This is a genomic window from Methylobacterium endophyticum (assembly GCF_050591105.1).
Lineage (GTDB): Bacteria > Pseudomonadota > Alphaproteobacteria > Rhizobiales > Beijerinckiaceae > Methylobacterium.
The window spans coordinates 100816-125402 of sequence record NZ_JBNHES010000004.1 but is presented as its reverse complement, the minus strand read 5'-3'; the positions used below and the strand labels follow the sequence as shown (position 1 = coordinate 125402).

General features: G+C 66.0%; 27 protein-coding genes. 9 read left to right on the top strand and 18 right to left on the bottom strand.

Features of this window, described 5'->3' with window-relative positions; all coding sequences use genetic code 11:
* Window positions 1-831, bottom strand: coding sequence for a pyruvate, water dikinase regulatory protein (locus tag ACP56T_RS06735; RefSeq protein ID WP_430911353.1), 831 nt, complete (start codon window positions 829-831; stop codon window positions 1-3).
* 276 nt (window positions 832-1107) lie between these two features.
* Here ACP56T_RS06735 and hemE point away from each other — a divergent pair, with 276 nt between their 5' ends.
* Window positions 1108-2157 carry a uroporphyrinogen decarboxylase gene (hemE, locus tag ACP56T_RS06730; RefSeq protein ID WP_430911352.1) on the top strand — a complete coding sequence of 350 codons (1050 nt, stop codon included), beginning with the start codon at window positions 1108-1110 and terminating at the stop codon, window positions 2155-2157.
* 681 nt (window positions 2158-2838) lie between these two features.
* Here the strand turns inward: hemE and panC are convergent.
* The 8 genes from panC to ACP56T_RS06690 all read right to left on the bottom strand — a co-directional run bounded on the left by panC (window position 2839) and on the right by ACP56T_RS06690 (window position 10757).
* Entirely contained in the window at window positions 2839-3675 is an 837-nt protein-coding gene (gene panC / locus ACP56T_RS06725; protein ID WP_430911351.1) for a pantoate--beta-alanine ligase, read from the bottom strand.
* Between the two features lie 497 nt (window positions 3676-4172).
* Complete coding sequence (locus tag ACP56T_RS06720) at window positions 4173-5462, bottom strand: hypothetical protein (RefSeq protein ID WP_430911350.1); 1290 nt, start codon at window positions 5460-5462, stop codon at window positions 4173-4175.
* A complete protein-coding gene (locus tag ACP56T_RS06715) occupies window positions 5456-6358 on the bottom strand; it encodes a tetratricopeptide repeat protein (protein ID WP_430911486.1) in 903 nt (300 codons plus the stop codon). The genes ACP56T_RS06720 and ACP56T_RS06715 overlap by 7 nt, the downstream gene beginning before the upstream one ends.
* A 14-nt stretch (window positions 6359-6372) precedes the next feature.
* A complete protein-coding gene (locus ACP56T_RS06710) occupies window positions 6373-7242 on the bottom strand; it encodes a vWA domain-containing protein (RefSeq protein WP_430911485.1) in 870 nt (289 codons plus the stop codon).
* A 56-nt stretch (window positions 7243-7298) separates the two neighbouring features.
* Window positions 7299-8309: a VWA domain-containing protein gene (locus ACP56T_RS06705; RefSeq protein ID WP_430911484.1), complete on the bottom strand. Its 1011-nt coding sequence runs from the start codon at window positions 8307-8309 to the stop codon at window positions 7299-7301.
* 16 nt (window positions 8310-8325) lie between these two features.
* The gene (locus ACP56T_RS06700; RefSeq protein WP_430911349.1) at window positions 8326-8793 is read right to left on the bottom strand and encodes a DUF4381 domain-containing protein; all 468 of its coding nucleotides are present in this window, start codon (window positions 8791-8793) and stop codon (window positions 8326-8328) included.
* A 12-nt stretch (window positions 8794-8805) separates the two neighbouring features.
* A complete protein-coding gene (locus ACP56T_RS06695) occupies window positions 8806-9750 on the bottom strand; it encodes a DUF58 domain-containing protein (protein ID WP_430911348.1) in 945 nt (314 codons plus the stop codon).
* A gap of 2 nt (window positions 9751-9752) precedes the next feature.
* Entirely contained in the window at window positions 9753-10757 is a 1005-nt protein-coding gene (locus ACP56T_RS06690; RefSeq protein WP_430911347.1) for an AAA family ATPase, read from the bottom strand.
* Window positions 10758-10975: 218 nt separating this feature from the next.
* Between ACP56T_RS06690 and ACP56T_RS06685 the strand changes: the two genes are divergently transcribed.
* Both ACP56T_RS06685 and ACP56T_RS06680 read left to right on the top strand, forming a co-directional pair.
* Window positions 10976-11692, top strand: a complete 717-nt coding sequence (locus tag ACP56T_RS06685) for an MgtC/SapB family protein (protein ID WP_430911346.1) — start codon at window positions 10976-10978, stop codon at window positions 11690-11692.
* A gap of 110 nt (window positions 11693-11802) precedes the next feature.
* Window positions 11803-12489 (top strand): SDR family oxidoreductase, encoded by a 687-nt coding sequence (locus ACP56T_RS06680; RefSeq protein WP_430911345.1) that lies wholly within the window; start codon window positions 11803-11805, stop codon window positions 12487-12489.
* Window positions 12490-12508: 19 nt separating this feature from the next.
* Here the strand turns inward: ACP56T_RS06680 and ACP56T_RS06675 are convergent, their stop codons facing one another.
* Window positions 12509-12853, bottom strand: a complete 345-nt coding sequence (locus ACP56T_RS06675) for a hypothetical protein (protein ID WP_430911344.1) — start codon at window positions 12851-12853, stop codon at window positions 12509-12511.
* A gap of 209 nt (window positions 12854-13062) precedes the next feature.
* Between ACP56T_RS06675 and ACP56T_RS06670 the strand changes: the two genes are divergently transcribed.
* Window positions 13063-13947 (top strand): C40 family peptidase, encoded by an 885-nt coding sequence (locus ACP56T_RS06670; RefSeq protein ID WP_430911343.1) that lies wholly within the window; start codon window positions 13063-13065, stop codon window positions 13945-13947.
* On the opposite strand, the gene ACP56T_RS06665 is transcribed toward ACP56T_RS06670, so the two are convergent.
* The 4 genes from ACP56T_RS06665 to ACP56T_RS06650 all read right to left on the bottom strand — a co-directional run bounded on the left by ACP56T_RS06665 (window position 13925) and on the right by ACP56T_RS06650 (window position 16759).
* Window positions 13925-14383 carry an arsenate-mycothiol transferase ArsC gene (locus ACP56T_RS06665; RefSeq protein ID WP_430911342.1) on the bottom strand — a complete coding sequence of 153 codons (459 nt, stop codon included), beginning with the start codon at window positions 14381-14383 and terminating at the stop codon, window positions 13925-13927. The genes ACP56T_RS06670 and ACP56T_RS06665 overlap by 23 nt on opposite strands.
* Window positions 14384-14453: 70 nt before the next feature.
* Entirely contained in the window at window positions 14454-14969 is a 516-nt protein-coding gene (locus tag ACP56T_RS06660; RefSeq protein WP_430911341.1) for a UPF0262 family protein, read from the bottom strand.
* A gap of 10 nt (window positions 14970-14979) precedes the next feature.
* Window positions 14980-16275 carry a histidinol dehydrogenase gene (gene hisD, locus ACP56T_RS06655; RefSeq protein ID WP_430911340.1) on the bottom strand — a complete coding sequence of 432 codons (1296 nt, stop codon included), beginning with the start codon at window positions 16273-16275 and terminating at the stop codon, window positions 14980-14982.
* A 37-nt stretch (window positions 16276-16312) separates the two neighbouring features.
* Window positions 16313-16759, bottom strand: a complete 447-nt coding sequence (locus tag ACP56T_RS06650) for a DUF2948 family protein (protein ID WP_430911339.1) — start codon at window positions 16757-16759, stop codon at window positions 16313-16315.
* 290 nt (window positions 16760-17049) lie between these two features.
* Between ACP56T_RS06650 and ACP56T_RS06645 the strand changes: the two genes are divergently transcribed.
* On the top strand, window positions 17050-17370 hold the full coding sequence (locus ACP56T_RS06645) for a hypothetical protein (RefSeq protein ID WP_430911338.1): 321 nt from the start codon (window positions 17050-17052) through the stop codon (window positions 17368-17370).
* 57 nt (window positions 17371-17427) lie between these two features.
* On the opposite strand, the gene murA is transcribed toward ACP56T_RS06645, so the two are convergent.
* Window positions 17428-18717, bottom strand: a complete 1290-nt coding sequence (gene murA, locus ACP56T_RS06640) for a UDP-N-acetylglucosamine 1-carboxyvinyltransferase (RefSeq protein WP_430911337.1) — start codon at window positions 18715-18717, stop codon at window positions 17428-17430.
* A gap of 145 nt (window positions 18718-18862) precedes the next feature.
* Entirely contained in the window at window positions 18863-19015 is a 153-nt protein-coding gene (locus ACP56T_RS06635; protein ID WP_430911336.1) for a hypothetical protein, read from the bottom strand.
* Between the two features lie 322 nt (window positions 19016-19337).
* Between ACP56T_RS06635 and hemA the strand changes: the two genes are divergently transcribed.
* Window positions 19338-20627 carry a 5-aminolevulinate synthase gene (gene hemA / locus ACP56T_RS06630; protein WP_430911335.1) on the top strand — a complete coding sequence of 430 codons (1290 nt, stop codon included), beginning with the start codon at window positions 19338-19340 and terminating at the stop codon, window positions 20625-20627.
* 7 nt (window positions 20628-20634) lie between these two features.
* Here hemA and ACP56T_RS06625 read toward each other — a convergent pair whose 3' ends face one another.
* On the bottom strand, window positions 20635-21369 hold the full coding sequence (locus ACP56T_RS06625; RefSeq protein WP_430911334.1) for an MBL fold metallo-hydrolase: 735 nt from the start codon (window positions 21367-21369) through the stop codon (window positions 20635-20637).
* Between the two features lie 130 nt (window positions 21370-21499).
* Between ACP56T_RS06625 and ACP56T_RS06620 the strand changes: the two genes are divergently transcribed.
* Window positions 21500-22054, top strand: a complete 555-nt coding sequence (locus tag ACP56T_RS06620; RefSeq protein WP_430911333.1) for a DUF4337 domain-containing protein — start codon at window positions 21500-21502, stop codon at window positions 22052-22054.
* Between the two features lie 88 nt (window positions 22055-22142).
* Complete coding sequence (locus ACP56T_RS06615) at window positions 22143-22685, top strand: phosphate-starvation-inducible PsiE family protein (protein WP_430911332.1); 543 nt, start codon at window positions 22143-22145, stop codon at window positions 22683-22685.
* A gap of 49 nt (window positions 22686-22734) precedes the next feature.
* Here the strand turns inward: ACP56T_RS06615 and ACP56T_RS06610 are convergent, their stop codons facing one another.
* Window positions 22735-23253: a TspO/MBR family protein gene (locus ACP56T_RS06610; RefSeq protein ID WP_430911331.1), complete on the bottom strand. Its 519-nt coding sequence runs from the start codon at window positions 23251-23253 to the stop codon at window positions 22735-22737.
* 105 nt (window positions 23254-23358) lie between these two features.
* Here ACP56T_RS06610 and ACP56T_RS06605 point away from each other — a divergent pair, with 105 nt between their 5' ends.
* The gene (locus ACP56T_RS06605) at window positions 23359-24537 is read left to right on the top strand and encodes a trans-sulfuration enzyme family protein (protein ID WP_430911330.1); all 1179 of its coding nucleotides are present in this window, start codon (window positions 23359-23361) and stop codon (window positions 24535-24537) included.
* Window positions 24538-24587: the final 50 nt, after the last annotated feature.

The following is a 24587-nucleotide window of genomic DNA, read 5'->3' as shown; positions in this document are numbered from 1 at the left end:
TCATATCGCCAGAAATTTCACTCGATGTTCTCGGTAAAGATCCAGAATAGCAGCCGCAGTTTCTTCAATCGAACGTCTCGTTACGTCAATAATAGGCCACTTATAACGTAAACATATTTTACGAGAATCAGAAATTTCCTTAGCAACAGCATCCTTATCGATGTATAGGGATGAACTATCTGCTTGAAGGCTAAGCAATCTATTTTGTCTAATCTGAACAATTCTCTCTGGAGATGCCAGAAGTCCAACGATTAATGGATTGCGAGCTTCCAACAATTTAATAGGAAAAGGAGCGGATGGTATAAGTGGGAAATTAGTCGTCTTAAGTCCTTTATTCGCAAGATAGATAGATGTGGGTGTTTTAGATGTCCTGCTAACACCCAGCAAAATTACATCAGCTTCTTCCAAATTGTCTGGTAAATTTCCATCATCGTGGGCTAAGGTAAAATTCATTGCGTCGATTCTCTTAAAATAGTCAGCATTTAACAAATGTTGGGCACCCGGACGAGAAATAGTCTCAGCACCAAGATAGGCTTGCAACAACGCGTGTACAGGTTGCAAGACAGATAAAAAAGGTGAACCTGTACTTCGACAGGAGATTTCCAATCGTGCCGCTAATTCATTTTCGACGAGCGTGTATAAAACAAGCCCAGGTGCAGCTTCTATTTCTGAAATAACTCGTTCTAACTGAGCTCGTGATCTTACAAGAGGATAAACATGTTCGATCGCTGAAATGCCTTCGTATTGTGCTGCAGCTGCTCGTCCAACGTTTATAAGAGTTTCACCTGTAGAATCTGATACAAGGTGAAGATGGAAAAAATTACGACCCATTTTTTCAACACATAGGGAATGTGGATTTGCAAAAGTGCGGAAAAAGGAATAGCACGAATAATCGAATTGGACCAGTCAACCGGCGAGTGATAAGGTACTGAAAAAAAACAGGGTTTTCGATTATAACATGGAATTGCTAATTTTTTGTTAAATGGTTTTCTCTATGCGTATCTTGTGTATAATTTTTATAATACGCAATTCACTGTCTATAAACAGAATATATGGTTTTCTATTATTAAATAATAACTGTCTTTATGTTAGCAACGAGTGATGTACATGAACACATCTAAATCTGTGTTGAACGTGTTGAAGGGAAAAACAGAAAATGTTCCTCCAATATGGATGATGCGACAGGCAGGAAGATATCTTCCAGAATACAGAGCTGTTCGAGCAAAAGCAGGATCATTTTTGAATCTCTGTTATAATTCAAAATATGCGGTTGAGGTTACACTTCAGCCCATACAAAGATTTAATCTAGATGCTGCGATTTTATTTTCAGATATCTTAGTTATTCCCGATGCACTTGGACAAAAAGTATCTTTTGTGGAGGGAGAAGGTCCTCGTTTAGATCCTGTAGATTCGTACGATAAATTTATTTCATTGGAAGAATTTGGTTCCAAAGCAATATTTAATCATTTGGAACCTATATTTGAAACATTGGACGTTCTCAAAAGTCGATTACCATCTAACGTGACTCTTTTGGGTTTCTGCGGTGCTCCTTGGACTGTCGCAAGTTACATGATTGCCGGACAGGGAAGTATTGATTTAACAAAAGCGAAGAGCTTTGCAAATGCTAATCCAAAGTTGTTTGATTTGTTAATTCAAAAACTCATTGACGTGCAAAGTGAATATTTAATAAGACAATTTCGGGCAGGTGCAAATGCTGTCCAAATTTTTGAATCTCATGCTGGTAATTTACCTGTGGGCGAAGATTCTATTTTACGTTGGAGTTTTAATCCAATTAGAGAAATGATTTCTCGTGTTAGAGCAGTTATTCCTGACGCTCCTGTTATTGTTTTTGCAAAAGGATCTGGCTTTGAAAATCATTTACGCGTAATTCCTGAGACGAAAGCTAATGCAGTTGGTGTAGACTGGGCTGTAAATTTTTCAGAGTTGAGAAAATTAATACCGATAACTTCACCTACTCAAGGAAATTTAAATCCTTTAACACTTGTGAATGGAGGTTATAAACTTGATGAAGAGGTTGATTCAATTTTAATCTCTGCTACAGGAACGCCGCATATCTTTAATTTAGGACATGGTATTACTCCAGATACTCCAATAAATCATGTCGAACAAATGCTTTCTAGAATCAGAAAATGTTGATAATCTTCAGATAAACAGGTTAGCTGTCTGTGGATCTCCAGATCTTGATCGACTCATTTTGTTGCCGTTTTGACTAAGGAACCAAACATCGCTGATCTACATCTGGGTTATGCTGCGTTCGGTGTTGTCTTCCGAGATAGTTTAGGGACCGAATCAGTGGCACCACCTGCATGCGGTCAACGAGATCGACTGGAGCTTGATGAACTTGGACAGCATATTTGCCCTGGCTCAAGAAGAACTGAAACAAGCTGAGCATGAAGTGTCATATCGTCACCGACACGCTGTCGCGCAACTTGGCCTTTGCCTCACGGAGCCAAGCTGCACTGCAGTGTGATCATGGTCCAAGCATTTGACGCGATCCCAGCTTGCCGCAGCGGGACGCATAGGGGTTCAACGCCCACAAAGCCTACCATGCCAGGGCATTACAGATCTTATCGTGGCTCGCCCTCAGGGGCATTGAGAGTAGTGAAACGCTTGAGCGGGGCAACTGGATGGTCCAAGCGCTTTCGTCACTCGCTCGTGCGCTACTATCGATGTGCTGACATCTACAAATCTTTCACAAGCCTCGTCGCAGGTCTCGTCGACCTCAACCAGATCAGGCGATTCTCTTAAGCTCCTTTAGGTATAAAAAAGTGCGCTATTAGAATCTTCAGCAAAATATGCAGTACAGCATACATATTTTTATATAAATAAGTTATCGATTAGTCTCGTATTTCCAATTACTGCGGCAGCAAAGACACGCTCATGAGACTCAATTTTATCTGTCTTATCGAGATTAAATTCGTTGTTTATTGAAATATATTGTATGTCAGTAAAACCATATTTTTTGATTTTATCTTTTGCCGATAAAATCAGCTCATCAATCGGTTCGCCGCTTCGGGCGCCGGCCGCAATTTCTTGTAGGGTTTCATAGAGCTTGGGAGCTATAGCTCTTTCTGTTTCCGACAGATAACGGTTTCGAGACGATAGCGCCAATCCATCGTGCTCTCTAACTGTCGGAAAACCTTCTATCGCGACAGGAATATCTAAATCTTCCATCACGCGGCGGATGATTTGGAGTTGTTGAAAATCTTTTTCGCCGAATATCGCGATATCGGGAGACACTTGGTTCACGAGTTTCGTTACGACCGTGGCGACGCCGGAAAAATGGCCGGGTCGAAAAGGTCCGCAGAGATGCTTTGCCAGATCTCCGACATCTATCGTGGTTTGAAAGCCGTGAGGATACATGGTCTCCACACTGGGTATCCAAACGGCGTCGACATCGTGTGATTGCAGATTGGCGAGGTCGGTCTTCTCGTCACGCGGGTAACGAGAGAAATCCTCGTTTGGACCGAATTGCGTCGGATTGACGAAGATGCTCACGATCACCCGGTCGCCGAGCGTGCGCGCATGGTCGACCAGAGCGAGATGTCCGCGATGCAGAGCTCCCATTGTCGGAACCAGGACAATGCGCTCGCCAGCCCGCCGCCAAGCCTCGACGGTGCCGCGAAGAAGGGGCAATTCGGTCAGATGGATCAAGGGAGCCGTGCTGCTTGTCGTCGATGACGAGAGAAGAAATTCGGCTTGCCTCCTCTAAGGCAAGCGGATCGCCGTGACGATAAGCATTAGCGGCAATATGGCAACACGGGCCTGCCGAACGGATCATCGATACCGCGTGGTGGAGTGAACCCGTAATAGCTCGGTTTCCCCAAACCATATTCCGACCCAGTGTAGCTGGGATCATTCGGATGGTTTGTCGGCACGGGTACTCTGCGTGGCAAGCAGTGGCTTGCAAAACGATGCTGCTTTTGAAGAAGCGCGTCGTGAGAGTCGCTCCCGTCCTCGCGAGGAAAGTATCGCTGCGGTCCGATGAAGGGATTGGTGATCGTCAAATCCGCCGCAAAAGCAGTCGATACCAACCCTAGAAAATGCATCGCAAAAACAACGCCTCGCATTCGCCTGACGCTCTGCTGCTTGCCGGCCATGAACGCAATTCCCTGTTCGTTGGAGATTTTCAGGGAAGAGTAAACAGGTCGTTAACGATTTGCCCTAACGTTCGTCTGCTGTGCGTGATCCGACAGACCGTCGAGCGATGCCAACGCAGCTGCTTCGGGAGTCGGTGTCGCTCTTGCCGATTGTAACGTTTCGAGGATCTTCAACGACGATCTCAAATCTACAGATGATGTTTTTTTGAGGCCATAGATATGGCTCTCGATTTCGGAAATTTTCGTTTTGACAGGTTCCATCAAATCTATTTTTGCTTTTTTGTTATTATTGCCTTTTAAGAATTTATCGAGGGTATTGAAAAACAAAACGATATTCTCAGACCGTGCGGCATCGCTTAATTGCGTCCATGTCTTTCGATCAAAGAATTCACGCTGCGGTCTGCTCCGAAGCATCAGCCATCCGATATAGAAGGCCAGCGCGCTCGCGCAAATCGTCTTGAACCATGACACGATGGGACGTGGAGGTCCGGCTTCCGTATCCGGCAGTCCTCCTCCGATCTGACGGGCGGGAATCTCGGCTTCGCGCATGGTGCGTGTGTTCGTATCGAACCAGGGGATCGTGATGGCGTCGAGCGGTATGACGTCGTCGATCGCCGGGCGGACATCCCATTGGTATGTCGCGCGCGCCACAGGTCCTGCGGGGGTGATGATGGTCTCCCGCGTGACCGGTCCCGCGAAGGTAAGGATGCCGCGCGTCCGCATGACCGGACGAGGCGGCAGACCTTCAGCCACGAGCCCCTGAGCTTCAATGGTGACGATACGGCGTGCCGATTCGCCGACTTTGAGGGTTTCGGGATCTGGGCTCCACGAATCGGTGATGGAAACGTCCTGTGCCGGGAGCCACCAGGGATCGGCTGCATCCGGGCCGCCGGCGGGGCTCGTCCATTGCGCCACCGGCAAGGATACGGTCTCGGACCGGACATCGATCATGCGTCGGACACCGTCGTCGTTGACGGTCAGACGATGTGTGAACGGCTCGATCGTGAAGTCCCCGGCATGATGCGGAAAGACGGCGATGACCCTGTCGAGGACCAATGCGTTCTGGCCATCGGGCAGTTTGGTCCGACCCCAGTGATCGCGGCCGAGCTGCGTCCAGCTGAAATTCGCCAATGACGGTTGCAGCATCTCCTCGAGCAGGATCTGCTGCCGGTAGACACCGCGAATGCGCAGCAACACCATTTCGCGGGCGAAGGGCTTTGCGTTGCCGCTGGTCTCGGGTGTCACCGTGAGGGTGAGATCGCCGGGTCTTACCTCAGCGATGGCTGGAAACGCGGCTCCGAGCAGGAACGCGACGCTACAGACGAGGAGCGGCCTCACCATGGGTTGCTTCCCGTAGGGATGGCCGTTCCGGCCTCGATCCGCCGTGCCTGCTCGGCCTTCAACCGCATCTTCAGGAACCGGCCCGGATCATCCGGCAGGGTCTGCAGCCACAGGCGATCGGGCTTGATCTCGTGGGCCTCGAAACTTTTTGTCACGCGCCGTGCCTCGCGCTCGGGTGCCTCCGCGACCATTGCCGATCCGCCACCCTTGCGGCCGCGACCGGCGGCGTCACCGACGGAACCGCGAGCCTCGCCGGCACCGGCATCGATCGACGATTGTTCGGCCTTGCCCCGGCGGGACACCTTGCTGTTGCCTGGCAGCGAGGCGCTCGCGTTCGCTTCCCGATTCCCCGCCAGTCCCTCACCGCTCGAGGAGGCCTGGATGTCGTCGCTCTTGTCCTGGTTGCCGGTCTTGTTGTAGCGCGCGCCGTACTGGCCCGTACCGTTGGCGATGCCGCCGTTCCCGCTGCGGACGATCTCGTCCGCGAGCATCCTCGCGATCAGGGACCGGTTCGCCTGGGCGTCCGCGTCGCGAGGATTGAACTGGAGGGCGAAATCATACGCCTCCACGGCGGCGGCGTAATCTCCCATGCGCGCCAGCGCGTTGCCGAGATTATAGGCGCTGCGTCGTCCTCCGTTGCGGAAGAGCGTCGCGGCGTCCCCATATCGCCCGGCTTCGTACAGCGCGACCCCCTTCCATGAGGGATCGGAGAAGACGCCGGCTGCCAGGCCGGGCATCCCGACGCTCATCATCCATCGTCCGAGCCCGTTCCTCGGCTCGGAAGCCAGGCCGAGCCCAACGATCACGGTGCTCGCGAGCATGATGCCCGAGACCCTCGCCGCCTTATGCCAGGGGACGGACGCCAGGAGCGACCGTGAGGACTCCAGAACCGGCATGTCCGGGAAGGCCATCATCCGCTCCTGCGAAACAGGGCGATGGCCGGAACGAGAGCCAGCAGCAGGATCCAGCGGCCGAAATCCGTATAGGCCAGCACACTGTAGCCGCCGGCGGCGAGATGGTTCGCGGTACTCGCGCCCACCGCTTCGAGGACCGCACCCGGTGCCGCGACATCGGCCGTTCTTCCGTTGCCGGTTCTCGTCAGCGACTCAAGGGCGGCCCGGTCGGGTTTCGGCGAACCGGGGGGCAGGACCTTTACGGCCGGCACGAACAGGGCTTGCAGACGCCATCCCTTCGCCGCGATGGCCGCCGCCTCGCGGCCGGCGGCCTCGCCGATGCCGTTGCCGTCCGTGACGAGGACGATGTCGGCGGCGACCACGTCGGCTTCCGCGAGCGTCCTGCGCGCCAGCGCCAATCCGCGTTCGGGATGGCTGCCCCGATCCGGCACGGTATCGGCATCGAGGGCGAACAGGGTCGTGCCCAGGCTGTCGCGGTCGGTGGTCGGCGGCATCGCGAGATAGGCGTCGCCGGCATAGACGACCACGGCCACCGACCGTGTGCCGGCGGCCTCCGCCACGCCTTGAGCGGCCTGACGCACGGCCTTCAGGTCGCCGCCTTCCGCCACCGAGCGGGACAGGTCGATCACGATCACGGTGGCGTCGAGGTTGCGGAAGGTCGTGGCGTCCTTGCGTTCCATCGCCGGTCCCACGAGCGCCAGGGCGATGACCATGCCGGCGACGACGGCCGCGAGATTGGCCTGCCGCCTGCCGCCGAGCACCGCTCCCCGTCGCGCCAGCACGCCCATCAGGGCCGGATCGACGACGCGGTGCCAATCGCCGAGCGGTGCCGCCCGCCACACGGCCCTGAAGGCCAGCGCCCCCATCAGGGGAACCGCCGCGAGCCACCAGGGCCGCAGCAGCGCGAGCGTCCCCAGCAGGCTCACGATCCCCTCCGCGTGACGAGGAGCATCCCGGCGCACAGGAACGCCAAAGTCGCCGGCCAGGGCCACAGGTCGTGCCGCAGGGGCAGGGGAGGCGCCTTCGCCCGTCCCCCTTCGAGGGCATCGATGGAATCGGCCACAGTGACGAGGTCGTCGGTGGTCTTCACCCGGAACGCCTTGCCGCCGCTGATCTCGGCCATGTCGCGCAGGGTCTCGGTGTCGACGACGTCCTGCTCGCCGTCGGCATTGGCCATGTCGCGCGGCCCGAGAGCGATGGTGTAGACCTTCACGCCGATCTGACGGGCGAGTTCGGCCACATCCCTCGGCGTGGTCTGCCCGGCATTGTTGGCGCCGTCCGACAGCAGCACGACGACCTTCGCGGTCGCGGAGGCCGGCTGATCGCTGCCGGTTTGCTTCGCGTCGAGACGGCGCAGGGCCAGGCCCAGTCCGTCGCCGATGCCGGTGGAGCGGCCGACGAGCCCGATCGTCGCCTCTTCCAGGGCGCGCGCGACGCTGGCCGTGTCGAAGCTCGGGCTTGCCGCGACATAGGCCTGATCGGCGAAGATCACGAGGCCGATACGGTCTCCGGCGCGCCGGCGGATGAAATCGGCACCGACCCGCTTGACCGCTTGCAAGCGGCTGACCGTCTCCCCGTCCAGGGCGAAGTCGCGCCGCTCCATGGAGCCGGACAGGTCCATGGCGAGAACGATCTCGCGGCCGGAAGCCGGCAGGGCCGTCGCGGGAAGGACCAGCCTCGGCCCCGCCAGCGCCGCGACGAGGGCGCACCAGAGGCTCCAGACCACGAGATGCCGCCTTCGTCCGCGGGACGCGGCATCGCCGACCGTGCGATCGCGCGCCACCAGCGAAGCGGGCACGAGCAAGGCTCCCGTCGTTCCCGACCTCTCGGCCGGCAACAGGCGCGCCGCGAGGAACGGCAGCGGCAGCAGCAGCAATGCGAGGGGCGTCGCCAGATCGAAAGCCGAGAGGAAGGCGGTGATCCAGCCGGGCAGGAGGGACGTCACCGCGTCATCCCCGCAGGCGCCCGATCAGCCGGTTCAGCTCGGCGTCGAGCAGCGCCGGATCGGGCCGTTCCCGGCGGCCGTACAGGCCGTCCACGAACACCCGGCCGATCCCGTTGCTGAAGGCGTCGGTGGCGAAGATCTCGTCCAGCCGCACGGCCCATGCCGGCCCGCGCAGGCTCGCGGCTTCGTCGCCCTGGAGCGTCCGCACGATCCGCCGCAGCAGGCGCGCCTGCGCCACCAGCCGCGTCTCGGGATCGAGGCGGCCGGCGGCGGCGAGCGCGTTCAGGGCCGAGCGTCTCACGCCGATCCGCGAGCGGCGGTACAGGTGGCGGACGAGACCGGCGACGAGGGCCGCCGCGAATCCCAGCGCCATCGCGACGACGATCTCTCCCTCCACGAGGCCTGCGGCATGCCCCGGCAGATGCAGCCCGCGCAGATGCTCGATGCCGGACACCGTATCGGCGGGGCTCATGGGCCGCGACCTTCACAGCACCGCATCGAGCCGCTCCATCAGGGGGGCGTAGGCCTCGGGACCGGCCTCGACATCGAGCCGCAGCCCCTCGATGCCCTGCCGGGCGTAGGCGACGAGACGCGGATCCGCCGCATCGCCGTTCCCCGTATCCCGCCGGTCCGCCCGGACGGCGCCACGCCGTCCGTCGGCGAGGGCGAACGGATAGAAGCCGGGCGGCCGCAGGCGTTCGAACGCGTCGCTGACCAGGATGAGGCGGATCGAGAGACGCTCCGCCAGCAGGGTCAGCGATCTATCGAACTCGGGTCCGGGGGCGTCGAGGGCGCTGGCGATGACGAGATGGCCGCCGGACGGCAGCAGCCCCTGGGCGATACCGAGCAGCGGGTCGAGGGGCGGATCGGCGCTGCCCGGCGCGTCGAGGGCGCGGGCATGGGCGAGCGCCAGGGCGCCGGTCACGGCCGTCATCGCCCGCTCGCCGCTGGCCGGACGCGTCACCGCCGGTTCGCCCGCGTTGGCGACGACGAGCCCGACGCGGCCACCGTCACCGACGATGCGCCAGCCGAGCAGCGCCAGCGCTTCCGCCGCCGCCACCGAGCGCAGGGCCCGGCGCGTCCCGAACAGCATGGAGGGCCTGAAATCTGCCAGCAGGACAACGGCCCGATCGCGTTCGTCGTGGTGCGTGCGGACATGGAGCTGTCCGGTGCGCGCGGTGGCGTTGCGGTCGATGTGACGCCGGTCGTCGCCCTCGGACCAGAGCCGCACGTCGTCGGGCTCCGATCCCCGTCCGCGCCGCCGCGTGACGATGCCGCCCGGCAGTCCCGCGAGGGTGCGCGTCCCCGGCGAGACGCCCCGCCTGGCGAGATGGCGCAGGCCCATCAGGGCCTCTCCGGAGACGAAGGTGCCGGGCGCGTCGTGACCAGATGCGTTGTGGAGGTCCGATACGGTCGGCGACGCCGCCATGGTCAGAGCGCCCGCACCCGCCGCACGAGATCGTCGACGATCCCGCGCGTCGTCCTGCCCTCCGCTGCCGCCCGCCAGGTGAGGCCGATGCGGTGGCTGAGCGCGTCGGCCGCGAGCTCGGAGATGTCGTCGGGCACGACATGGTCGCGTCCGTGCAGATAGGCCCGCGCCTTGCCGGCCATCATCAGAGCCAGGGTGCCGCGCGGGGAGGCCGGATGCTCGATGGCGGCGCGTAGGTCCGGCGCGGCGGCATCGGTGCGCGTGGCCGCCACGAGCCGCACGAGATAGTCCTTCAGGGCCGGCGAGACGTAGGTCTTGAGCGCCGCCTCGCGGGCCGCGCGGACCTCCTCGACGGTCAGCTTCACCGGCATCGCCTCGGCGTGGTGGTTCAGCTCGCCCTCGACGAGATCGAGGATGCGCCGTTCGGACGCCTCGTCGGGCATGGCGACGACGACATGGAGCAGGAAGCGGTCGAGCTGCGCCTCGGGCAGCGGGAAGGTGCCCGCGTGCTCGATGGGGTTCTGCGTGGCCACCACCATGAACGGGTCCGGCAGCGGATGGGTCTGGCCGGCGACGGTGATCTGGTTCTCGGCCATGGCCTCGAGCAGGGCGGACTGCACCTTGGGCGGCGCGCGGTTCACCTCGTCCACGAGGATCAGGGAATGGAAGAGCGGCCCGGCCAGGAACTCGAAGCTGCCGCTGTCCTGGCGCCAGACCGTGGTGCCGGTGAGATCGGCGGGCATCAGGTCGGGGGTGCACTGGACGCGGGCGAAGGACCCGTCGAGCCCGTCCGCCAGACGCTTCACGGCGCGGGTCTTGGCGAGACCCGGCGCGCCCTCGATCAACAGATGACCGCCCGTCAGCAGGCCGATCAGCAACCGCTCGACGAGCTCGGAGCAGCCGATCAGGCCATGCTCCAGGGCCGTGCGCAGGGCATGGATACGGCCGCGCAGCGCCTCGTCCAGGGAGGCGGCATCGGCGCGTTCGGCGAGACCGGCGGCGCTCATGCCCGCACCGATCCCCGGTCCGCCGCCTCGGCCGGGCGCGGACGACAAACTCCCGCCGGGGCAATGGCTTGCATCCCGCACGTCTCCTCGAAGCGGATTCTTAAGCGATCCACATGCGTTCCCGTGTGCCCGCTGCGAGGCGGCCCCGTCAATCCCGATGGACGGGATCGCGCCGGATCGGTCACGGTCCCGTCACGATGCCGCAGTCATGAGGGGCGATGCTGACCTTCCTGCCGTCGCCCCTGCCCGAAAGCCTGAATTCCGCGATCAGCCTGATCGTCGCCTTCACCCTCGGGACCCTGATCGGGGCGGAACGGCAATACCGGCAGCGCACGGCCGGGCTTCGCACCAACGTGCTCGTCGCGGTCGGCGCCGCCGCCTTCGTCGATCTCGGCATGCGGCTCGAAGGCTCGCGCGGCGCCGTCAGCACCGTCGCCTACGTGATCTCGGGCGTCGGCTTCCTCGGCGCGGGCGTCATCATGAAGGAGGGCATGAACGTGCGCGGCCTCAACACCGCCGCCACGCTCTGGTGCTCGGCGGCCGTGGGGGCCTTCGCCGGGGCGGACCTGCCGCTGGAGGCGGTCTTCGTTACGGCGGCGGTTCTCGCCGGCAACACCCTGCTGCGGCCGCTGGTCAACGCCATCAACCGCGCACCCATCGACGAGAGTGCCTCGGAGGCCACCTACGAGGTTCAGGTCACGACCTCTCCCGAAGGCGCCGGCCCCGCCCGCGACCTCCTGGTGGAGCGTCTCGAGGCGGCAAGCTATCCGGTGGGCGGCATCGAGGTGGTCGAACGCGGCGACGACGCGGTGGAGGTGGTCGCCACCCTCGTCGCCACGGCCGTCGCCGCCGCCGAGCTCGACGCGGTCACGAACGAGCTGACGCGCCTGCCGGGCATCCGCCACGCCACCTGGTCCGTGCAGACGGCGGACTGACGCGTGCGGGATCGCACGTCGGCGCCCTGTCCTTCGGACCGGACGATGCCGACCTGCCGATCACATGGCGGCGGCCCAGGTGGGTCCGGCGCCTCGCGGGAGATGCCATCATGGCTGACGGACACAGGAACGCGCTCATCGTCGGGGCTTCGCGCGGCCTCGGGCTCGGTCTGGTCGAGACCTTCCTGAAACGCGGCTGGACCGTCACGGCGACCCAGCGCAAACCGTCGCCGGAGCTGGCACGCCTGTCGTCGGACGCCTTGCGCGTCGAGACCGTCGATATCGACGACGACGGGGCCGTCGCCGCGCTCCGCGAGAGGATCGGCGACGAGCGATTCGATCTGGTCTTCGTGGTCGCGGGCGTCGCCACCCAGGCGCACGATCCCATCGAGACCGTGCCGCGCGCGGTCGCCGCGCAGGTCTACCTGACCAATGCCGTCAGCCCCGTGCGGTTCGCGGAGGCGTTCAGGGACACCCTCGCCCCCGGCGGCACGCTCGCCGTGATGAGCTCGATCCTCGGCAGCGTCGGCCTCAACGAGGCCGGCGGCTGGGAGAACTACCGGGCCAGCAAGGCGGCACTGAACACCTATCTCCGCAGCTTCGAGGCGCGCCACCGGGACGAGGGCCTTTCGATCCTGCTCCTGCATCCGGGCTGGGTGCGCACGGAGATGGGCGGCGAGGAGGCCGATATCGACATCGCCACCAGCGTCACCGGGACGGCGGACGTCATCGAAAGCCGTCTCGGTGAGACCGGCATCGCCTATCTCGACTACACCGGCAAGACCTTGGACTGGTAGAGAAAAAGCCCGAACGGCCTCAGCGGCGCGGCTCGATCGGCAGGCGGCCGCGCCGTTCCACCACCACGGCGGGACGCGTGCGCCGCTCCACCACCACGGTGCGCGGCGCCCGGTTGGGCGCGCCGGCGGCGATCACGCGCTCGGGCAGGCCGCGCGGCGCGGAGCGGACCGGCTGCGCCGCCGAGAGCACATGCGGCCGGACCTCCTCCGCCGACAGGCCCATCAGGCCGGCGGCGATCTCGACCTGCTGCTCCACGTCATCGGCGAGATCCTGCGCCGCGGCCACCGCCTCGGCGATCGTGGGCGGCTCCTTGCGGACCCGGATCGGCGGCAGGTCCGCGTGCGACTTGGCGTTCTTCTTCACGGGCGCGCCTCACATTCGGTTCGCCGCGCATCATAACGCGGCCGGATGGATTTGTGCACTGCACGCAAGCACCACCCTTGCGTCGGTGCCATGCAATATCGGAAATGGATGCAGGATACGTTCCGCGCCTGCCGCATGGCTCGGACGCTGATACAAGCGTCTGCTGCCGCATTGCCGGACCCCGGAGCGATGTCCTACGACATCCTCCGATGACCGCCGACGTTCCCCTCGACCCGCGCCTGACGCCCGCCCGAGGCGGGTTGGCCGACATTCGCCTGCGCGGGATCGTCCAGGCCGAGACCTTCGTGGAGGGCGTGCCTTGCCGGGTGAGCGCGCCATCGGCACCCCTGTACCGGACGCCATCGCCTGATTCGGGGATCGATACCGAGGCGGTGCGGGGGGACGCGGCGACGCTCTACGCGGAGAGCGGCGGGTTCGCCCTCGTCCAGCTCCTGCATGACGGCTATGTCGGCTACCTGCCGGCGGGCAGCCTCGGCGAGGTAGGGCCTGAGCCGACGCACCGCGTCGGCGCCATCCGCAGCTTCCTCTACCCGGCCCCCGACATGAAACGCCCGCCGACCGGGCATCTGAGCCTAGGCGCGGCGGTCGCCGTGCTCGGAACGGACGGCGATTTCCTCAAGCTCGGCGAGGGCGAATATGTCTTCGGCCCGCATTGCCGGCCGCTTTCCGCCGTCGAGCCGGACTGGGCCGCGACGGCCGCGCGCCTCGTCGGCATTCCCTATCTCTGGGGCGGGCGCACCACGCTCGGGCTCGACTGCTCGGGGCTCGTCCAGATGTCTGTGGAGCTCGCCGGGCTCGCCTGCCCGCGCGACACCGACCAGCAGGAGCGGAGCCTCGGGGAGGCGCTGCCCCTCGATCTCGACCTCTTGCGCCGAGGGGATCTGGTGTTCTGGCGCGGCCATGTCGGGATGATGCTCGACGCGCGCACGCTGATCCATGCCAACGGCCACCACATGAGCGTCGCCGTGGAGCCACTGGCGGAGGCCGCCGCGCGCATTCTCGCCAAGAGCTACGGCCCCGTGACCTCCCTGCGCAGGATCACGTCCTCGCTCACGCCTTCAGCCGGCGCTTGATGCGGAAGATCAGGCCGTCGCGCACGTCGCGATAGCCGTCCATGCGCTGCTCGCGGGAGGCTTCTTGCAGGATCGTCGGATCGGGGGTCGGCCAGTACTCGACATCCGCCGCCACCGTCCGGGTCAGCTCCAGGGCCGCGTGATGGGCCTCCGGCGCCAGGGTGACGATGAGGTCGAAGTTCAGCCCCTCCCAGTCCTCGAGCTGCTCGACGGTACGGGGCCGGTGCTTGGAGGCGTCGATGCCGATCTCATCGAGCGCGGCGATCATGAACGGGTCGGCGGGCTCGCCGCTGCGGACCCCGGCCGACTGCACGTAGATCGACTTGCCGAAATAGTGCCGGCCGATCGCCTCCGCCGCGAGGGAGCGCACGGCGTTGTAGTTGCACATGAACAGGACCGACTGCACGCGCCGCTTGGGGGAGCCGGGCTCATCCATGCCGGGAAGCCGCGCTCAGACGCGGACGGGACGCGGGACGTGCCGGCACGGGAATCGCCGCCCCATGCGCTCAGCCCTTCCAGTGCAGGGCGAAGACGAGGGTGAACAGCCGCCGCGCCGTGTCGTGGTCGACATCGACCTTGCCTTCGAGGCGGTGCCTGAGGGTCTCCGAGGCTTCGTTGTGGAGGCCGCGCCGGCCCATGTCGATGGCCTCGATCTGGGTGGGGGAGGCCGTGCGGATGGCGTTGTAGTAGCTCTCGCAGATCATCTCGTAGTCGCGGATCACCCGGCGGAAGGGCGTCAGCGACAGGAGATGGGTCATCACCGGCGCGCCGTCCGCGGTGGAGATGGCGAAGGAGAGCTTGTTCTCGACGAGCCCGAGCTTGAGCGCGTAGGGCCCCTCGCGCCGGCCCGGAATGGAGAACCGGTTCGATTCCAGAATGTCGAAGATCGCGATGGCGCGCTCGTGCTCCTGGTCCGGGTTGCCGCGCCCGATGGAGCCCTCGTCCAGGCTGACGGCGGTCAGCCGGTCGTTCTCGTCGCCGTCGCTCGAACCGGCCTCCCCGGACTTGACCTCGCTCGACATCGGACGCGCCTCACAGGTTCAGGCGGATCGCGACGGAGCGGGCATGCCCCTCCAGCCCTTCCGACCGGCCGAGCGTTATCGCCGCCGGGCCGAGCGCCCGCAAGCTCTCCGGGGTACAGCGCAGGATGGTGGTGCGCTTCATGAAGTCGATCACCCCGAGTCCCGACGAGAACCGCGCCGAGCGGGCGGTCGGCAGAACGTGGTTCGGGCCGCCGACATAGTCGCCGATGGCCTCCGGCGTGTGCGAGCCCAGGAAGATCGCCCCGGCGTTGCGGATCTTGGCCGAGAGCGCCTCGGCGTCCGCCGTCTCGATCTCGAGATGCTCGGGGGCGATGCGGTCGGCGAGGGGAACCGCCTCGTCGAGATCGCGCACGGTGACGATGGCGCCGTAGTCGCGCCAGCTCGCCCGCGCGATCTCGGCGCGGGGCAGAGTGGTCAGTGCGCGCTCCACCGCCGCCTCGACGGAGGCCGCCAACTCGGCGCTGTCGGTGATGAGGATCGACTGCGCCGCCGCGTCGTGCTCGGCCTGGGCCAGGAGGTCGGCGGCGATCCAGTCCGGGTTGGCGTGCCCGTCGGCGAGGATCAGCACCTCGGAGGGGCCGGCGATCATGTCGATGCCCACCTGCCCGAACACCCGGCGCTTGGCCGCCGCCACATAGGCGTTGCCCGGCCCGACGATCTTGGCCACCGGCGCCAGGCTCGGCGTGCCATAGGCCAGCGCCGCCACGGCCTGCGCTCCGCCGACGCGGTAGACCTCGTGGACTCCCGACAGCCGCGCGGCGGCGAGCACCAGCGGGTTCATCCGCCCCTCCGGCATCGGCACCACCATGACGATGCGCGGCACCCCGGCGACCCGCGCCGGCAGGGCGTTCATCAGCACCGAGGAAGGGTAGCTCGCCGTTCCCCCCGGCACGTAGAGCCCCACCGATTCGATGGCGGTCCAGCGCCAGCCCGCCGTGACGCCGGCGGCGTCGGTTGCGAGGCGGTCCTCCGGCACCTGCGTCCGGTGGAACGCCTCGATGCGCTCGGCGGCGAAGCCGAGCGCATCGAGCGCGTCCCGCGGGCAGGACCGGATCGCGGCGTCGATCTCGTCCTGCGTCACCGCGATGCGGGCGGCGCAGAAATCCTCGCCGAGGCGGTCGAACCGGCGGCTGTAATCGACCAGCGCCGCGTCGCCGCCGGCAACGACCCCCGCGATGATGCCGCGCACGGTCTCGTCCACGTCCTCCGCCACCTCGCGCTTCAGCGTCAGGAGACGCGCGAAATCGTCGGCGAAGGTCGGCGAGGCGCTGTCGAGGCGGAGCATGGCGTTCGTTCGGGGTTCGTTCGGAAGGGAGAAAGGCTCAGGCCGGCGAAGCGGCCGCGTCCTCGGCATGGCCCGGACGCGTCTCGGCCTCCCAGACGGGGCCGAGATCCTTGAGCCGCACCTCGATGCATTCCACATCGAGACGGATCGCGACCTCGCCCGAGAAGATCAGCGTGATCGTGCCCGAGGGCGCGTCCCCCGGCTCGAAGGTCACGGCGAGCAGGCTCAGCACCGCCTCCGAGGCCCGGCCGGGCGCGATGCCTCGGGTACGCACGGACAGCACCCGCTCGAAATGCACCCCTGTCAGCCGCCGGCGCGGCGCGTCGGCCGGGGCCGTCCAGTCGAACCGGCGCAGGGCGAGGGCGAAGCGGCGCTCGCCGGGGAGATAGGCGAGATCGTCCGCGCGCAGGATCGCGTCCTGGAGATGGGCCGAGACGACGGTCAGGTCGTCGGCGTCGAGGGCTGCGAGCTTCAGAAGCTCCATGGCGGGGCTGTCCGGGAGAAGGGGCGATCTCGGCGCGATACGGGTCTCGGCCGTAGGTAGCGAGGCGGCCCGGCCCCGGCAACCCGCGCCGCCCGTTCGGGAATCGCGAGGGCCGACACCGGCCCGTGTCGCGTTATTGCTCCCGTAGTCCGAAAACACCGGAATTCCGACGCCCGTCGTCGACCATCGGCGCGCTGGCGCGTTGACGGCCAACTCAGCCCTCGTTCATCGGCAAGGCGATAGCGGTGGGCGACACGGAACGTCGATCAGACCGACAGGAGACCAAGACGGTGAAGCGCATCATGCTCGCGGGCCTCGCCGCCCTGACCCTGGGGATCGTCACGGCCCCGGCCCATGCCCAGTACGGCTACGACGACGACCGCCCCCGCCGCTTCGAGCGTCGCTACGACGAGGATCGCGGTTACGGCTACGAGCGCCGCCGCCGCTACGACGAGGACCGTTACGACGACCGTCCGCGCGGCTATGGCCGCCGCAGCAGCATCTGCGTCACGGCGCGCGGCAACTGCATGACCCGGCCGGCCCCCTACAACTCGCCCTGCGGCTGCGAGGTGCCCGGCTTCGGATTCAAGCGCGGCCAGATCGGCGGCTGATTCTTCTCGGACTTTGCGAACGCCGCCGCATTCCCTTGCGGCGGCGTTCTGCTGTCGTCAGCCCCGCACGCGCTCGATCCGGGCGCCGCAGCGGCCGAGCTTCGCCTCCAGCGCCTCGAAGCCGCGATCGAGATGGTAGACCCGGTTGATCTGGGTCTCCCCCTCGGCGGCGAGCCCGGCGATCACCAGGGAGACCGAGGCGCGCAGGTCGGTGGCCATCACCGGCGCGCCCTTGAGGCGCTCGACCCCCTCCACGACGGCGAGATCGCCCTCGAGCCGGATCTTCGCGCCGAGCCGGGCGAGCTCCTGCACATGCATGAAGCGGTTCTCGAAGATCGTCTCGCGGATATGCGAGCGGCCCTTGGCCAGCGTCATCAGCGCCATGAACTGCGCCTGGAGATCGGTGGGGAAGCCGGGGAAGGGATCGGTGGTGACGTCGACGGCGGCGATGCCCCCGCCGTTGCGGCGGATGCGGATGCCCTCCGGCACGCTCGTCACCTCGGCGCCGGTGGTGGCGAGCACGTCGAGGGCCGAATGCAGCAGGTCGGCGCGGGTGTCCTCCAGGATCACGTCGCCGCCGGTCATGGCCACGGCCATGGCATAGGTGCCGGTCTCGATCCGGTCGGGCAGCACCGCGTGGCGGGCGCCTGAGAGGCGCGAGACCCCCTCCACCACGATGCGCGGCGTGCCGGCGCCCTGGATGCGCGCGCCCATCTTGGACAGGCAGTCGGCGAGATCGACCACCTCGGGCTCGCGGGCGGCGTTCTCGATGACCGTGGTGCCGTAGGCCAGCGCCGCGCCCATCAGCGCCACATGCGTGCCGCCGACCGTGACCTTCGGGAAGACGATCTCGCCGCCGCGCAGGCCGTTCCTGGCCTTGGCCACCACGTAGCCGCCGTCGATCTCGATGGTGGCGCCGAGCCGTTCCAGCGCCATCAGCAGCAGGTCCACCGGGCGGGTGCCGATGGCGCAGCCGCCGGGCATCGAGACGCGGGCCTCGCCGAAGCGCGCCAGCAGCGGCGCGATCACCCAGAAGCTCGCCCGCATGGTCGAGACCAGCTCGTAGGGCGCCGTCGTGTCGATGACGTTGGAGGCGGTGAGCCGGAGCGTCTGGCCAGTCTCGGCGGTCTGGCCGGGGCGCTTGCCGACGACCATGTGGTCGACGCCGTGATTCGAGAGGATGCGCAGCAGAGCCGAGATGTCGGCGAGGCGCGGCACGTTGACGAGCTCCAGCGTCTCGCCGGTCATCAGGCTGGCGATCATCAGCGGCAGGGCCGCGTTCTTGGCGCCCGAGATCGGGATCGTGCCGTTGAGCGGCGTGCCGCCGATGATGTGGATGCGGTCCATGTCTTCGTATCCTCGGGATCCGGGCCCTGGTCGGAGGTCCGGTCCCTTGCGGCGCGTGCGGGCTCGGCGGGAGGCCGGCGACGCTGCTGGTCGAGCTCGACGCCGGCTATACGGTACTTGTGTCGGAAAAGGGATGCGTCGGGCCTCAGCCGCGTTCGTCGCGCGCGCTATCCGGGGCAGGGGGCGCCGGGCGCTCCTCCCCGGCGCGGCCGCGGGCCTGCGCCTTGCGGCGCTTGAGGTTGTCGCGCAGCGCCGCCTTGAGCCTCTCCGCGCGTTCCGCCTCCGATCGATTCGTCACGCCTCGTCTCCCGGCCGCCTCCCGGCGCGGCCCATCGTCGCTCCGGCGTTTGGACGCCTTTGCACCGTTCCGGCAACCGGTGCACAGCAGGAATGCAGAGCTTCTCCTTGAACCAATTCCAACTTCGCCGCTATTTTAGCCGCCCAACGACGAGCGCGCACGAAGAACGAAGCATCATCACCGACACGGGATCGGGCATGCCGGGCTCATGAAGGGCCCGTCCTGCGGGGACCCTTCGACAGGATCGAACGAGGGGCCTTCCGACGCGATCTCGATCCGGGCGCCGACCAGCGCTCCGGCCAGCCACGCGAAGGACATCCCTGTGAATCGCACAGCCGCCACCGAGCCCGCGACCCTGACGCGCATTCCGACCATCGGCGGTTACGAGGACCACTTCCGTGCCGCGCTCGGGCGCCTGCACGGCGAGCGCCGCTACCGGGTCTTCGCCGATATCGAGCGGATCGCCGGCCGGTTTCCCACCGCGAACTGGCGCCGTCCCGACGGCTCGACCCGCGAGATCACGGTGTGGTGCTCGAACGACTATCTCGGCATGGGCCAGCACCCGGAGGTGATCTCGGCCATGACCGAGACGGCGGAACGCTGCGGCGTCGGCTCCGGCGGCACCCGCAACATCGCCGGCAACACCTCGCCGCTGGTGGACCTCGAGCGCGAGCTCGCCGACCTGCACGGCAAGGAGGCGGGGCTGGTCTTCACCTCGGGCTACGTGTCGAACCAGGCCGGCATCTCGACCATCGCCAAGCTGATCCCCGATTGCCTGATCCTGTCGGACGCCTTCAACCACAACTCGATGATCGAGGGCGTGCGCCACTCGGGCTGCGAGAAGAAGATCTTCCGCCACAACGACCTCGCCCATCTCGAGGAGCTGCTGCGCGAGGCCGGCGACCGGCCCAAGCTGATCGTCTTCGAGAGCGTCTACTCGATGGACGGCGACGTGGCGCCGATCGGCAGGATCTGCGACCTCGCCGACCGCTACGGCGCCATGACCTATCTCGACGAGGTCCACGCGGTCGGGCTCTACGGCGCGCGGGGCGGCGGCATCGCCGAGCGCGACGGGGTGATGCACCGGGTCGACGTGATCGAGGGGACGCTGGCCAAGGGCTTCGGCTGCGTCGGCGGCTACATCACCGGCTCGGCCCTGCTGTGCGACGCCGTGCGCAGCTTCGCGCCGGGCTTCATCTTCACCACCGCGCTGCCGCCGGCCGTGGCGGCGGCCGCCCGCGCCTCCGTGCGCCACCTGAAGCGATCGGGCGCCGAGCGGGAGGCCCACCAGCGCCAGGCGGCGCGCACCCGCGACGCGCTCGACGCGGCGGGCCTGCCGGTGCTCCACACCGAGACCCACATCGTGCCCGTGATGGTGGGCGACGCCGAGCTCTGCAAGGCGGCGGCCGACCACCTGCTCGAGCGCCACGCCATCTACATCCAGCCGATCAACTATCCCACCGTGCCGCGCGGCACCGAGCGGCTGCGCATCACGCCCTCGCCCTTCCACGACGAGGCCCATGTCGCCCGCCTCGCCGAGGCGCTGGCCGAGACCTGGGACACGCTCGACCTGCCGCGCGCCGGGACGATCTTCGTCGAGGCGGCCGAGTAGGCGCCTCTCAGATCTCCAGCACCATCCCGTCCTCGGCCGCCTCGTAGCGGCCGGCCGGGTCGTGGGCGATCATCTCCGGGCTCATATGGGTGAGGAGCAGGCGCCGCGGCGCGATCTCCGGCAGCCGCTCCCTCAGCGTCGCCCAGCTCAGGTGGAACTTCACCGGCCGCTCGATCGTGTAGCCCTCCGCGATCAGCAGGTCCGCGTGCCGCCCGAGGGGGATCAGCGCCTCGACCCATTCCGTGTCGCCGGTATAGGCGAGCACCTTGCCGCCGGCCTCGATGCGCAACCCCAGGGAGGGCGCGCCGGAGGGGTGGCTCACGGCGAAGGGCGTCACCGCGACCCCGCCGACGACACGCGGCACCCCCGGTTCGATCTCCACGATCTCGAGGGAGAAGGCCCGCTCGACGCTGCTCGATCCCGGATAGAGCGCCTCCATGGCGGCCACCAGACGTGCGCCGGTGCCGCGTGGGCCGGCGATCCGCAGCGGCGCCGTCCGCCGGCTGACGAGCTGGCCGTCGAGGATCAGCCAGGGCAGGCCGCCGAAGTGGTCGCCGTGGAGATGGGTCAGGAAGACCGTTCCGACGCCGTTCGGCTCCACCCCGAAGCGCCGCATCGCGATGAGCGCCGAGGCGCCGCAATCGACGAGGAACGCCCCCTCCGGCGTGCTCGCGTGGAAGCAAGTGTTGAAGCGGCCCCCCGAGCCGAAGGCGTCCCCGCATCCGAGAATTGTCAGGCGCATCCCCGATGCCTCCCTTGTCTGTCCGGCCGGGACATCGCGCCCCGCGCCCTCCGGTCAAGCCGGATTGCGTCCGCGGCCCGGATCGGGTGTCACTCCCGCCCACGAATCACACGGGAAACGGGGACAACGCATGTCGGGTCATGGGGCGATCGAAGGGTCGAACAAGCGGGTCGCGCTGCTGATCTCGGTGCTGGCGCTCTGCCTCGCCTTCAGCGAGACCCTCGGCAAGGGCGCCCAGACGGAAGGCCTCGGCGCCAATATCGAGGCGTCGAACCAGTGGGCCTATTTCCAGGCCCGCACCATCCGCGCCACCGTGCTCAAGGCCGCCGACGACGCCGTCTCCCTGGTGCCGCCCGGCCCGAACGCGGAGGCCATCGCGGCCAAGCGCGCCGAATGGGCCAAGACCCTGGCACGCTGGGAATCCGAGCCCGCCACGGGCGAGGGCCGCAAGGAGCTCGCCGAGCGCGCCAAGGCGGCACAGGAGAAGCGCGATCTCGCGCTGCACCGCTACCATCACTACGAGATCGCCTCCGCCGCCTTCCAGATCGGCATCGTGCTGGCCTCGGCGGAGGTCATCACCGGCATCACCATGCTCGTCTTCGCCGGCGGCCTCCTGGGGCTCGCCGGCGCCGCCATGCTGGCCTTCGGCTTCTTCGCGCCCCACGCCCTGCACCTGTTCGGCTGATCGCGCCGAGGCGGGGCAACCGGACGGCCGCTGCCGCTTTGACGGAGGGGAGGGCATACGAAGCCCGTCCGAACCGGAGGGGCGCGCCATGGCCGAGGACGAGGGGAAGGACGAGGGGCGGCTCACGAAGATCTCGGCCTTCGTCTTCCTGCATACCGAGCACGCGATCTACGCCGTGCTCGGCCTGCTGCTCGCCGTCACCGCCCTCGTCGCCCTGGTGGACGCCGCCGGCATGACCTTGGAGGCGATCCGCCATCTCGGCGGGGCGGCGCAGCTTCTCGACGTGGTCGACCGGCTGCTCTTCCTGCTGATGCTGGTGGAGATCCTGCACACGGTGCGCGTCTCCATGCGCTCCGGGCGGCTCACTTGCGAGCCCTTCCTGATCGTCGGGCTCATCGCTTCGATCCGGCGCGTGCTGGTGATCACGCTGCAATCCTCCGAGATCATGCACGCCAAGGAATGGACGCCGGAGAAGGAGGCGCTGTTTCGCGCGTCCATGATCGAGCTCGGCGTCCTCGCCGTGCTGATCGTCACCATGGTGGTCTCGATCTTCCTCCTGCACCGCGCCACGGAGACGGGCCGGGAGCCCGCCGGCAAGGAGGAGAAGGGCCCCGAACATGTCGACGCCTGAGCGTTCGCAGGGGAGTTTTCCCGTGAAAACCTTTCGTTAACCCCGCGACTCAATTCATGCGCAGGATGGTGGCGGTGAGCACGCTCGCGAAGGCGACCCAGGCCGCATAGGGCACCAGCAGCCAGGCCGCGAGCCGGTCGAAGGGCCGGGCGAGGCGGATGGTCCACAGGCTCATCACCAGCATCGCCACGGCGACCACGAGCGCCGCCCCGATGGCGTGCGCGCCGAAGAAGACCGGCGTCCAGACCGCGTTGAGGGCGAGCCCGACGAGGAAGGCCGCGAGCGCCAGCCTCCAGCCGCGCCGCGACGGCCCCGCCGCCGGCATCGCCCCGAGCAGGCGCCAGAGCGAGGCGGCGATCATGGCGTAGAGGATCGTCCAGGCGACGGGAAACACCCAGACCGGCGGGTTGAAGGCGGGCTTGTTCAGGCCCGCGTACCAGCCCGGAATCTCGGCCTGGGTCGTGACCGAGCCGAGCGCCGCCGTCGCCACGACGGGCAGCACGGCGGCGGCGATCCGGGCCCAGGGCGACAAGGCGGCGCGAGCGGGGACATGCGGGGTGGAGGTCATCGGGTCCGGTCCTCGTAGGCTGCCGCCGTCTCCGGCGCGGGCTTGCGGCATCGCCGCGCTTCGTGCCAGGGCCGGACCCGCCTCGCCGAGACGGGTTTTGATGCCATGACACAGCCCAACGCAGCCGACACCCCGCAGGATGCCGCGTTCAGTCGGCGCAGCCTCGCGGTCCAGGCGCTCGGCCGCATCGATCCGGAGACGCGCGCCGTGGTGGCGCCGCTGCACGTCTCGACCACTTTCGTGCGCGACCCCGACAACGGCTACTCCTCCGGCTTCTCTTACGCTCGGCCGGACAACGCCACCGTGCGCGAAGCGGAAGCCGTGCTCGCCATGCTGGAGCAGGCCGAGGCCGGCGCCCTGCTCTTCGGCTCGGGCATGGCGGCGGCCACCGCCGTCTTCACGGCGCTGGAGCCGGGCGACCACGTCGTCGCGCCCGTGGTGATGTACTGGGCGCTCAAGCGCTGGCTGCGCGAGGAACTGCCGCGCCGGAGCATCGGCGTCGATTTCGTCGCCATGGACGACCTCGACGCGCTGCGCGCCGCCATCCGGCCGGGGACGACCAGGCTCGTCTGGATCGAGACGCCGGGCAACCCGCTCTGGACCGTCACCGACATCGCGGCGGCGGCGGGGATCGCGCATGCGGCCGGAGCGCGGCTCGCGGTGGATTCCACCGCCGCCTCGCCCGTCCACACGCGGCCGCTGACCCTCGGGGCGGATATCGTGATGCATTCGGCCACGAAGATCCTCAACGGCCATTCCGACGTGGTCGCGGGCGTGCTCGCCGGAGCGAGGGCGGACGCCTTCTGGCAGCGCATCGCCGCGATCCGTGCCGGCGGAGGCGCGATCCTCGGGCCGTTCGAGGCCTATCTGCTGATGCGTTCGCTGCGCACGCTGCACCTGCGCGCGGGGGCCCAGGCGGCGAGCGCGCTTGCCCTGGCGCGGCGGCTCGACGGGCATCCGCTCCTCTCCGCCGTGCTCTATCCGGGCCTGCCCGACGATGCCGGCCATGCGATCGCCGCGAGGCAGATGGAGGGCGGCTTCGGCTACATGCTCTCGGTGCGCGTGGCGGCGGGCGAGGCGGCGGCCATCGCGACGGCCGCCCGTGTCCGGCTGTGGAAGCGGGCGACCTCCCTCGGCGGGGTCGAGAGCCTGATCGAGCACCGCGCCTCCATCGAGGGCCCCGGCAGTCCCTGTCCGCCGGACCTGCTGCGCCTCTCCACGGGCATCGAGGATACGGACGACCTCTTCGCCGATCTCGACCGGGCCCTGCGCGCGGCCGTGTGAAAAATCGCGCGGCCGCGCATGGCCGACCCGCGCCCACGCGCGTTGTGCCG